The organism is uncultured Devosia sp. (assembly GCF_964244875.1).
Taxonomy (GTDB): domain Bacteria; phylum Pseudomonadota; class Alphaproteobacteria; order Rhizobiales; family Devosiaceae; genus Devosia.
Window position 1 is genome coordinate 138,181 of record NZ_CAXTKA010000011.1, and the last position, 7,683, is coordinate 145,863.

Genomic DNA, 7,683 nt, shown 5'->3' on the forward strand with positions numbered 1-7,683 from the left:
TCAATGCGCTGCGTGCTGGCTCATGTCGGTGTGGGCGTATTCGATGCCCACGCCGAACAGCCGGCCATTTTCGGCCACCAGGACGCAGATCAAAGCGAGGGCGCCCATGCTGAAATAGCCGAATGCGACCGGCACCACGGTGCCGTTGAATTGCTGGCCGATGAAACTACCAATCACTGCGCCGCCCACGGTCTGGATCGAGCCGAAAACCGAGGAGGCAGTGCCGGCGACAGCGCCGAGCGGTTCCATGGACAGCGAATTCATGTTGGAGGCGGACCAGCCGAACATGAACATGATGATCGCCAGCAATGGGAAAAACAGCCAGAGCGGCATGAATCCGCTCATGCTCAGCGCCACCAGCAAGGCCGCAGTGGCGGTATAGATCAACACGGAAAAATGCGAAATGCGACGCATGCCGAAACGCGAGACGATGCGCGAATTCAGGAACGAAGACACTGCCATCAACGCAGCAATTCCGGCAAAGGCGAGCGGGAAATAGACCCCCAGCTGATAGATATCGACGTAAATCTGTTGCGCCGAACTAATGAAGCCGAACAGTGCGGCAAACAGGAACATGCCTGCCAGACCATAGGAAAATGCGACACGGTTGGTCACCACAAGCCGGAAACCCTCGATGACGCCGGCAAAGGTTAGGGGGCGGCGATTGCCCAGTGCCAGGGTTTCGGGCAGCCGGATGAAACCCCATAGCCCAAAAATCGTCGCCAGGCCTGCCATGAAGATAAAAATGTACTGCCATGGACCGGTCAGCAGCAGCACCTGGCCAATGCCGGGGGCGATGATCGGAATGGCCATGAACACCATGAAGGTCAATGACATGACTTCGGCCATGGCGCGGCCTGAATAGAGGTCCCGCACCATGGAGGTTGCGATGACGCGCGTCCCAGCGGCGCCGAGCCCCTGGATGAAGCGACACAGCAGCAATACGCCGAAACTGGGTGAAAACACGGCGGCGATCGCTGCCAGAATATAGACCACGATGCCGATCAGCAGGGGCGCGCGGCGGCCGAAACGATCCGACAGGGGACCAAAGGCGATTTGCGCCAGACCGAACCCGAGCATGTAGGCGGTAACGACAAACTGGCGCTCGTTCTCGCTGGCGATGCCCAAGGCCTCGCCCATGTACGGCAGAGCCGGCAGCATGACGTCGATGGCAAGGGCATTGAGCGCCATCAGGGCGGCCATCAAGGCAATGAATTCTGGGCGGGACAGGACCCGCGTGAAATGGCTGGACATGAATGGATCTCAAAAGGCGCCGGGGAGGGCGGGTGGTATAGCTGGACCTTGAACCCGTGATGCCGGTTTGACAAGGCCAAGTATCGGCAAAAGCCGATGGTTCATGGCTCCATTGCGAAAATGGCTTGTGTCAGGCCGGCAAGGGCTTGCCGGCAAAGGCAGACGCGCCGCGTTCGTTGATGGGCAGGTGTATGGCCGCAGAGCCGAGGCCCAGCAGGATGCCGAGATACCATACCAGGCTATAGGAGCCCGTGGCATCAAAGACGTAGCCACCGAGCCAGACACCGACGAACGAGCCAAGCTGGTGGGAAAAGAACGCTACGCCATAGAGCATGCCCATGTAGCGCGGGCCGAAGAACAGGCTGACCAGACCGGCGGTGAGCGGCACGGTGGAAAGCCAGAGCAGGCCCATAGCGGCGGCAAAGGCGTAGGCCGTGAGCTCGGAAACCGGAACCAACAGGAACGCAGCGATGGCGATGGCGCGCAGAAAATAGATGGTGGCGAGCAGCAGTTGCTTGGGCAGGCGGCTGCCGAGATAGCCGGCAAGCAGTGAGCCGGCAATATTGAACAGGCCGATGACGGCGATGGCCCAAGAGCCGACTTCGGGCGACAGTCCGCATTGCACCAGATAGGCGGGCATGTGGACGTTGATGAAGGCCAGGTGGAACCCGCAAACGAAAAAGCCGATGACCAGCAGGCGATAGGAGCCGTGGCCCCATGCCTGGCTCAGCGCTTGCATGAAGGGCAGATCGGCCTGGCCGGGCGCACTTTCGGTGCGGCCGCGCAGCGCGAAAGACAGCGGGATGATGAGCAGCAGCAGCATGCCGAGGTAGATCAAGGCGGTCTGCCAGCCGAAGGCATTGATGAAGCCCTGGCTGATGGGGGCGAAGGCGAACTGGCCAAAGGAGGATGCGGCGGTGGCGATGCCAAAGATCATCGGGCGCTTTTCGGCCGCCACGGAGCGGCCAAATGCGGCCATGACCACGCTGAACGAGCAAATGGCGATACCGACGCCGGTGATGATGCCGGCCGTGACGATGAGAATTCCGGCACTAGGGGAGAGCGCGGTCAGAATCACGCCGGCAGCGTAAATCGCCGCGCCCAAGGCGATAGTGCGGCCGGTGCCGACACGATCGGCAAAATTGCCGGCAAAGGGCTGGGCGATGCCCCAGGCCAGGTTCTGGATGGCCATGGCCATGGCGTAGCCTTCCCGCGTCAGGCCAAGATCGGTGACCATGGGCAGGGTAAACAGGCCGAAGCTGGTGCGGACGCCGTTGCCGATCGCCGCGATGGCGCAGCCGGCAATGATCAGCAACAACAACGGAACTGCGGGGCGAAGCGGGGTGGCTGGCATGGGAAACATCCTGCGGGGACGGACTGTTTACCCCTGCGGCGGCGTGTCGCAAAGCGCATTTGGTGAATGGGAACTATCAGCAGCGGTGATGAGGCTTGACGCTTGGGTCAATCGCGCGGACAAGTCCGCCGTGCCAGGAGCCAGATTTTGATCCGCCATATTGTGTTCTTCACCGCCAATTCCCCGGACGATCTCGACGCGATCTGCGCGGGGTTGGCGTTGCTGGGGACTATTGGGCATACGAGCCATTTCGAAGTGACGCGCAATTCCAAGGTGGACCAGATTTCCAACGAAATCGATGTGGTGGTTTATGCCGAGTTTGCCGATGCGGCGGCGCTGGCAGCCTATAAGGCGCACCCGACCTATGCCGAGGCCACTGCGCGCGTGCGGCCGCTGCGAAACGTCAGGTTTTCGGCGGACGTTCCGGCCAAATGAAAACGCCGGGCGCGGGCCCGGCGTGTTTTGGCAGGTTTGGTGCCGAAATCAGGCGGTCTGCTTGACCGCAATGCCGGCACCTTCAAGGTGCGTCTGCAATTCGCCGGCCTGGAACATCTCGCGCACGATGTCGGCACCGCCGACGAACTCGCCCTTGACGTAGAGCTGGGGTATGGTCGGCCAGTTGGTATAGGCCTTGATGCCATCGCGCAGTTCGGTGCTTTCGAGCACATTGGCGCTGCCATAGTCGAGGCCAAGGTAGTTCAAAATCTGTACGACCTGGCCGGAAAAGCCGCATTGCGGAAAATCAGGCGAGCCCTTCATGAACAGGAACACGTCGTTGTTCTTCACCTTGTCGTCGATGAATGCGCTGATATCGGTCATGGATCGCTGCCTTTGCTTGGTCCAGGTGGCTGGACATCGTTGGCCCATAAATAGGACGTCGGTAAGGCGCTGTCGAGGGTATCATCGGTAATTGCCGATCTTCAATTGCAAGACAGGCGCTTGGCGATCCATGGGTGATTGGCGCAGTCGTCGACCGTTTCGAACTGCACGGCTTCCCAGCCGTGAGCCAGTGCACCGGCAATGACCCTTGGCGAGTCATCGAAAAACAGTGGCGCTTCGGATTGCGGTCCGATGCGGTGCTCGATGAAATCGAAATATTTGCGGTCCGGCTTCTGGACGCCGATGCGGGCCGAATAGAAAATGTCCTCGAACAGTTCCGACAGCCCCAAGTGACCCCAAAGCCAGCTGGCCCGCAGGTGTTCCTGGTTGGTGGCGATGTAGAGCCGACAGTCGCCGGACTGTTTGAGCCGGCGGACGATGTCCAGCAATGGCTGGTTGAGGACGCTGTCCATGGTCAGCCAGTATTGGGCAAAGGCCATTGGCGATCCGCGATAGCCTAGGGCAGGCAGGCGGCGTTCCAGCGCCTCGATGAGGGAAGTCTCCCCGATGATGACCTTCTTGATGAAGATATCGAAGACAAAATCCTGCCGAAACTTGTCCGGGTCGATACCCATATCGGCCAGCATATTGGTGTCCCAAGCCCGAATGCGCGTCGGATTGGCGTGATAGCCATGCACCAGCACGCCATCCACGTCGAAGAAGACAGCGCGGGTCACTTTCGTGCCATGGGCATTGCGCCGAGGCCGGCAAGCACTTCGGCTGGAATCTTGAGGTCCCGAATCACATCATTGTGGCGGCGGAAGCCGACCAGTTCGCGCTGCACGAAATATTGCCAGACCAGTTTGCGGGCAGTGGCCAGGCGAGTATCGCGATCGGTGCCGGCCGCGGCCAGGGCAGCAAGTGCGGTGGCCACTTGCCGTTCGGCGGCGCCGAGAGAGGACGCCCGCTCGGCAACGATCTCGTGTTCGATAGAGGCGGTTCCGGCATCAGGACGCACCATGGCGATGAGATCAAGCGACGCGCGCAGGGACGACGGCATCAGTCCGGAACGCCAGTCTGCAGCGCCAAAGCATGGAGCGCGCCCCCCATATCGCCCTGCAGTGCGGCATAGACGAGTTGGTGCTGCTGCACCCGGGTCTTGCCGCGAAAAGTCTCGGAGATGACGGTGGCAGCCCAATGGTCGCCGTCGCCGGCCAGGTCGCGAATTTCGATGGCGGCGTCGGGCAGTGCGGCTTTGATGCGCCGCTCGATCTCGGTGGCTTCCATGGGCATGGCCGCTTCTCCTGCTGCCGGCAAAAATGATGCCGTCACTCCCTGATATGGCATGGGCGCCACATTGCTTCAATATCGGGCTATGGCGTTGGCGCCACGGTCGCACCGACGCAGCATTCGGCATCGGACCGGGTGGAAAAATTGGCGATGATAAAATCGACGATCGGGCGAGCCTGTTCGGCGACGGTGGTTGCGAACAGGCAATCCAGAACATAGCCGTGGCCGGCATCCACGGTTTCGGTGTGCACGATCGTCAGGGGCACGCCCATCGGCGATCCCGTGCTCTGGCCGTCATAGGTCAGTGCCGGGCCGCTCTGGTAAGCGGTCGTGCCCTTGGTGGCGACGGTGAAGCCGGGAAATGTTTCGGTCCAGTCGGCGGCAACCACGTCATCATCAAGCGCGGCCAATGCGCCTGCCGGGGTCCAATCGGTGTCCTCGACCGTGGGGACGACTTCCAGATTGCATTGCAGCGGCGCGTCGGGGTGGTTGATGGTCAGCGGCTCGGGGCCGCCGCCCGCTGCCGTCATGATCTCGGGGTAAATCAGGGTGTAGGGGCGATCGGCCAAAATCGAGCGGGTGACGCTGACACTGTTCTGCGCCAGAGCCATGGTCGGCAGCAGCACGATCGTGGCCAGCAAACAGGCGGGAATGGCCCGGCAATTGATCATCACGCTCTCCGTAGCAGCCATTGTTCACCACGCAGCCAAAGCACTCCAAAGAGCGGCGATCGTAAGGCAGGCTCTGCATTTAGCGAACCAGAATGGCGCGGCACGATCGCCGATACAAGGGCAGGCTATGGTCGGGCGGTGAGGCCGGTCCAGAGCGGCAGGCCCGAGGCGCGGGCGAAATCGGGATCAGCGGCGAAAACCGGCAGCTTGCGCTCGACAATGGCTTTGCAGACCGCCCGGTCGGGCAGGACATGGCCGCGCGGCACGGCGACATCCTTGGCGAAATGCCAGCCGGGCGCAAACGAGAAGCCGGACATGACGACCGGATTGGCGCCCTGCTTCAGCGCCAGTAAGGCGGCGAAGATGCCGTTCGAGATGCCCGCGCTGAGCCCGACGAGAGAGAGGCCGGACATTTCCACGATGATCGCGCCACGGACGTGGCGATCGAGTTCGGTGACGCGGTCGGCGCGGTAGTCATGGATGGCGAGTTGCGCGGTGGCGCCCTTGTCCTCGCTGCTGCCCATGATGGCGACAGCGTGGGCGGTTTGCCGGCCGCGCAGCGCAGCCCATAGCGCATCGTGAATCTCGGTGGGGACGGACACATTGCCGCGAAAGAAAATATTGTCGCGCAGGATCGTGAGGTTGGGTCGAGGCAAACCAAACTGCTCGGCAGTGACCTGGGAGGCATTGACGCTGATGACGAACCAGGTGTCGTCCAGCCCCTTTGGTGGGTGCGGATTGGGGGCGCTGCCAACCACGATAGCGGGGCCCGTTATCGTGGGCAGCTCGCTTAACGCGCGCAGATACGCGGTCTTGAACAGGCTCAGGTGCAAGCGTGCGCGCAGGCGCGACGCGAAACTTGCAGAAAACCGCGCCCAAGAGGTCATTCGCCGGCCATGAACGTGGGGAACCAGTTCTCGTGGGCGGTTTTGAGGGCGGCAATGGGAACCGGGCGGGCGTCGCCGAGGATGAGGTCGGCGCCGCCGGTGGAGCCGATCCAAGGGGCGTGGATGCCCAGGGATTTGGCTTCGTCCCAGAGGGCGACGATGTCTTCGCCTTGCGGGTCGAGATTGATGGTGACGAGGTAGCGGCCCTGGTCTTCGCCGAAGAATTGCGGGATCGGGTCGGCGCTGGTGATGTCGGTGACGGTGGCGCCGATGCCCGAAGCAATGGCCATTTCGGCCAGGCCCAACGCGAGGCCGCCGTCGGAGAGATCGTGGACGGCGGTGGCCACGCCCGAGCGGATCAGCTTGCGGACGAAATCGCCGGTGCGGCGCTCGTGGGCGAGGTCGACTGGGGGCGGCGGGCCGTCCTTGCGATCGAACAGGTCGCGCATGTAGATCGATTGCGCGAGGTGGCTGCCGCGGTTGACAGGCGAGCCGACCAGGAGAATCACCTGGTTTTCCGCTGCAAAGCCGATGCGCGCCATCTGCGACCAATCGGGCAGCAGGCCGACGCCGCCAATGGTGGGGGTGGGCAGGATGCCTTTGCCGCTAGTTTCGTTATATAGCGACACATTGCCCGAAACGATGGGGAAGTCGAGCGCGCGGCAAGCGTCGCCGATACCGCTGATGGCCTCTACCAATTGCCCCATGATTTCAGGACGTTCGGGATTGCCGAAGTTGAGGTTGTCGGTGGCGGCGAGGGGATCGGCGCCGGTGGCGGTCAGGTTGCGCCAGGCTTCGGCGACGGCCTGCTTGCCGCCTTCATAGGGGTCGGCTTCGCAATAGCGCGGATTGACGTCGGAGGTAAAAGCCAGCGCCTTGGTGGGATGACCCTCGACGCGGATGACGCCAGCATCGCCCCCGGGGCGCTGCAGGGAATTTGCCTGAATCAAGGTGTCGTATTGCTCATAGACCCAGCGGCGGGAAGCAATCTGGTGACCACCGATCAGGGCAAGAAGGGCGTCGGCGACATCCATCTGCGGGACGTCGTTTGGCGCCAGCATGCTGGATTTCTTGGCTTCGACCCAGGGGCGGTCATATTCGGGGGCTTCGTCGCCAAGGTCCTTGATCGGCAGGTTGGCGACTTCCTCCCCCTGCCACATCACGCGAAAGCGCAAATCGTCGGTGGTGATGCCGACGGTGGCGAAATCGAGTTCCCACTTGACGAAGACGGCGCGGGCCTCGGCTTCCTTTTCGGGATGGAGGACCATGAGCATGCGCTCCTGGCTTTCGGACAGCATCATCTCGTAGGGCGTCATGGCGGTTTCGCGGACCGGAACCATGTCGAGGTTCAGTTCGATGCCGAGGTCGCCCTTGGCGCCCATTTCCACGGCCGAGCAGGTGAGGCCCG

Annotated in this window: 10 protein-coding genes; 1 reads left to right on the forward strand and 9 read right to left on the reverse strand. The window is 62.2% G+C overall.

The annotated features are described in order from the left end of the window. Positions 1-1,254, reverse strand: coding sequence for a multidrug effflux MFS transporter (locus ACFE8X_RS13580; protein ID WP_375452018.1), 1,254 nt, complete (start codon positions 1,252-1,254; stop codon positions 1-3). 130 nt (positions 1,255-1,384) lie between these two features. Next, positions 1,385-2,608, reverse strand: a complete 1,224-nt coding sequence (locus ACFE8X_RS13585; RefSeq protein ID WP_375452019.1) for an MFS transporter — start codon at positions 2,606-2,608, stop codon at positions 1,385-1,387. Between the two features lie 147 nt (positions 2,609-2,755). Here ACFE8X_RS13585 and ACFE8X_RS13590 point away from each other — a divergent pair, with 147 nt between their 5' ends. Beyond that, the gene (locus ACFE8X_RS13590; protein ID WP_375452020.1) at positions 2,756-3,043 is read left to right on the forward strand and encodes a Dabb family protein; all 288 of its coding nucleotides are present in this window, start codon (positions 2,756-2,758) and stop codon (positions 3,041-3,043) included. 48 nt (positions 3,044-3,091) lie between these two features. On the opposite strand, the gene grxD is transcribed toward ACFE8X_RS13590, so the two are convergent. From grxD to ACFE8X_RS13625, 7 genes are all read right to left on the reverse strand, one after another. After that, complete coding sequence (gene grxD / locus ACFE8X_RS13595) at positions 3,092-3,427, reverse strand: Grx4 family monothiol glutaredoxin (RefSeq protein ID WP_375452021.1); 336 nt, start codon at positions 3,425-3,427, stop codon at positions 3,092-3,094. Positions 3,428-3,528: 101 nt separating this feature from the next. Then, positions 3,529-4,164, reverse strand: coding sequence for an HAD family hydrolase (locus tag ACFE8X_RS13600; RefSeq protein ID WP_375452022.1), 636 nt, complete (start codon positions 4,162-4,164; stop codon positions 3,529-3,531). Beyond that, the gene (locus ACFE8X_RS13605) at positions 4,161-4,487 is read right to left on the reverse strand and encodes a DUF6665 family protein (RefSeq protein WP_375452023.1); all 327 of its coding nucleotides are present in this window, start codon (positions 4,485-4,487) and stop codon (positions 4,161-4,163) included. The genes ACFE8X_RS13600 and ACFE8X_RS13605 overlap by 4 nt, the downstream gene beginning before the upstream one ends. Then, the gene (locus ACFE8X_RS13610) at positions 4,487-4,720 is read right to left on the reverse strand and encodes a BolA/IbaG family iron-sulfur metabolism protein (protein WP_375452024.1); all 234 of its coding nucleotides are present in this window, start codon (positions 4,718-4,720) and stop codon (positions 4,487-4,489) included. The genes ACFE8X_RS13605 and ACFE8X_RS13610 overlap by 1 nt, the downstream gene beginning before the upstream one ends. Positions 4,721-4,800: 80 nt before the next feature. Beyond that, positions 4,801-5,388, reverse strand: a complete 588-nt coding sequence (locus tag ACFE8X_RS13615; protein WP_375452025.1) for a hypothetical protein — start codon at positions 5,386-5,388, stop codon at positions 4,801-4,803. Between the two features lie 125 nt (positions 5,389-5,513). Then, positions 5,514-6,275 (reverse strand): hypothetical protein, encoded by a 762-nt coding sequence (locus tag ACFE8X_RS13620; RefSeq protein ID WP_375452026.1) that lies wholly within the window; start codon positions 6,273-6,275, stop codon positions 5,514-5,516. Continuing rightward, the coding region (locus ACFE8X_RS13625) for an AIR synthase-related protein (RefSeq protein WP_375452027.1) at positions 6,272-7,683 on the reverse strand (1,412 nt) is incomplete at its 5' end. The genes ACFE8X_RS13625 and ACFE8X_RS13620, both read right to left, overlap by 4 nt.